This is a genomic window from Lacihabitans sp. CCS-44 (assembly GCF_024343735.1).
Taxonomy (GTDB): Bacteria; Bacteroidota; Bacteroidia; order Cytophagales; family Spirosomataceae; genus Leadbetterella.
The window spans coordinates 1-3,145 of sequence record NZ_RJUE01000041.1 but is presented as its reverse complement, the minus strand read 5'-3'; the positions used below and the strand labels follow the sequence as shown (position 1 = coordinate 3,145).

Genomic DNA, 3,145 nt, shown 5'->3' with positions numbered 1-3,145 from the left:
AATGGGCAACCGAGTGGCGATGTACAATCTGCTTTTTGAGTCCAGCAGCTATACGCTGCTCAAGCTCGGAGCCGACCCGAAGTTTCTGGGTGCTAGACCAGGGATAATAAGTGTGCTGCATACTTGGGGTCAAAACTTGAGTTTTCATCCACACATACACTGCATAGTGAGTGGTGGTGGCGAGAATAATGGCGAATGGGTGTCAGACAAGTCCCAAAACCAGAGCTATTTGTTTCCGAAGCCCATTATGCAGAAGATATACAAGGCGGTTTTTTTGAAAAACCTCAGAGCATTATTGGCATCAGGTAGCCTTCAGGTTGGTGAAACTGACACCACAAAGCTCATTGACGAAGTAGGCAAGAAACATTGGAATGTATATGCCAAACGCCCATTCAGTGGACCAAAAACGGTGCTAGAGTATCTTGGGCGTTACACGCATAAAACGGCCATAACACCGCACAGGATACTGGAAATCAACGAAAAAGAAGGAACTGTAACATTTAAATACAAAGACTACCGCTACCGAGGCACCGATGCCGAGCACAAAGAAATGACGATAAGCATTGATGAATTTATCAGGCGGTTTGAGCAGCACATATTGCCGTTCCGATACGTACGCATTCGTCATTTCGGTTATTTACAAAACCACGGCCGAGGCAAAAGGCTTAAAGAATTGTTTGAAAAACTCAATCTACCCGCACCACCCGCCAAGATGCGGATACCGGTGTATGTGACCATCAGAGAAAAGTACGGCATTGACATAAGAGTTTGTCCAAAATGCAAAGAACATCATCTGGAGTTGGTAGCCACGCATTACAGAAGTGGCGGAACGATTTCAATTGGAGAAAAACCCAAAAACAAAGCTTCGCCAATAGAGTTTTGAGGGTTCACACAACAGAAATAATAAAATAACTCAACTCATTCAATTCATTGGGTAAGGGAAGATTTATGCTTTTTTGAATAAAAAACGCAGCTTTTTAATAGAAAAACAAAAACGGAACTACAAAACCAGCTACTTATACACCTACAGACAATGCCGCTGAAATCTAATGAGTGTCTACTTTACGGACTTTGACACCGCACCAGTTTCGCCGAACACCAAATAGCAAAAAGACCCCAAATATAAAGGGGTCTTTAGTGGGGTCTTTCTTCTATTCTGCTAAATGTTGTGCGTAGTATTTATTCACCTAGAGATGTAACAATGCCGTAAAACTGTCTCTTGTCTTGCAAATAAAACACCAAGTTTCTTTGTCCTAAATATCCCTTTTGTCTTTTCGCAACAAGTCCTTTGGTTATGAATTTTTTATTTGCCTTTGAATAAACCATAAACTGTCCCCTCAGAATAAGTCCTGCACCAAGAAAATAAAATTCCTCATTTAATTGCTTTGTCAAAACATTTTCTGGTTGTTGTCTGAAAATGCTATCACGTTGACGTTGGTCATAGTAAAAGTATATGTCCGTGATTTTAATTTGTCGAGTTTTTTTAATTAAAGTGTCCTGAAATGTTTTATAACCATAATTTGCTAAGACATTTTTGTTCTCAGGATTGTCTATGAAGTTTTTTATGTCGTCCTGTTTAAAGTAGAGAATAGCATTGGGAACTTCGTAAATAAAAATGTTTTCTCTTGTCGTGTCAATGAATATGGGTCGAAGTTTTTGCTTACGTATGCCAAAGTCAACCTGAGAATAAGATTGAATTGTCAAGGCTGTAAATAGGAATGCTATTGAAAATCGTAGGGTCATAATATTACGCACAACGAACAGGGCTTGTGGTCAGGTGGGGGCTTTGAAACTCGTCCGCCCGAACGTCAGCCGATATAAATTACTGATGTTGAGTTACTTACCAATGTTCAATCGGTTTCCGTCCGCCGAAACAAAAGTACAAAAGAATTCCAATTGTTCAATAACTTCAGTCAGCCCCCCACTTGCCACAAACCCATGTTGGCAGAAGTTTTTTTTACGATTAATCAAAAATTAGCAACAAAATTAGCCCTAAAATCATTGTCAAAGTTACCGCTCTATCCATACTAATTAATGGTTTATTTTTTATAAAACCGTATGGTAACATTACTATACCTACAACCACAAAAAAATAAGACCATTTGCTGTCTTTGTCTTCCAATTCTGTTTTGAGCTCCAGGTTAATGTAATTAATACCGTCTTTTTTCAGTCCATAAACATCATTATAGTCATTCCAAAAAGAACCTTTATTCAAATTATCCAATTCAGATTTTTTTATTTTTAATCCTACTCTATCACCAACTTTAATATTTGCTTTAAAAGAATTGTGGTCAGTCGCCTTGTAAGTCATTGCTGTAATTTTAAACTCATGCTGATATTCCTTAGTTGTCAGTATAATATCTCGATAGGTCGTCGATTTGATTTTGTATTCATCATATTTTGGAGTGTCTTTAAGTGTAACATTAATTGTACTTAATTCGTTGTCTGGCAATGAATTGTCACGAAGTGCTAAATAAAGAAACAGAAATATGAACGCAATTGAAATTGTAATAACAATAATTCTGTCTCGTCTCGTCACAAGTTCATTCGGTTTCTTTATTGCAAGCATTTTCTGTCTGTCCCGCTTATTTTGTAGTCTCTCGTTTCTGCTCATAAAATTTCTGCCAACGAGTATATTTGCGAAACTCATTTTTGGAGTTTCGGTAATATCGTTATTAAATTTTGATTGATTTTATTGTTAATGTGCTGCTAATAAGATTATTGTGAAAATTGGGGAGTTTCGGTAATATTTTCATGAGAATATCTGTGTTTTGATTTTTATGTATTTCAATATCAAATATATTGTTCGAAGTTCTACTTTCCAAGCATTTATTTGAGTTTTAATTTATCCAAAGGACTTACGATTTGATCAAAGCCTTTGGTGGTTATGTGGGTGTAGATTTCGGTAGTTTTGGAGCTGCAATAATCGAATAAAGATTAAATACGCCTTATGTCAGTTTCATTTTTATATAGAGACAATCTTTAGGTCTAATACGTAGGATTAAGTCATAGAAATTATGAAATTCGAACAGAAATTCCTCAAAATTGAATACAAAATCGTAATTGGAATGCCGCCCGAATTGAACACAAAATCGCCAATATTGAATACAAAATCGTGGATGTTGAACACAAAATCGTCAATGTT

General features: G+C 36.7%; 3 protein-coding genes. 1 reads left to right on the top strand and 2 read right to left on the bottom strand.

Going from position 1 to position 3,145, the window contains the following annotated elements; genetic code table 11:
• Positions 1-883: transposase (locus tag EGI26_RS07245; protein WP_255077363.1), on the top strand; the 883-nt coding region annotated here is incomplete at its 5' end.
• 296 nt (positions 884-1,179) lie between these two features.
• Here EGI26_RS07245 and EGI26_RS07240 read toward each other — a convergent pair.
• Positions 1,180-1,743, bottom strand: a complete 564-nt coding sequence (locus EGI26_RS07240) for a hypothetical protein (RefSeq protein WP_255077318.1) — start codon at positions 1,741-1,743, stop codon at positions 1,180-1,182.
• 220 nt (positions 1,744-1,963) lie between these two features.
• Complete coding sequence (locus EGI26_RS07235) at positions 1,964-2,614, bottom strand: hypothetical protein (RefSeq protein ID WP_255077227.1); 651 nt, start codon at positions 2,612-2,614, stop codon at positions 1,964-1,966.
• Between the last annotated feature and the right edge of the window lie 531 nt (positions 2,615-3,145).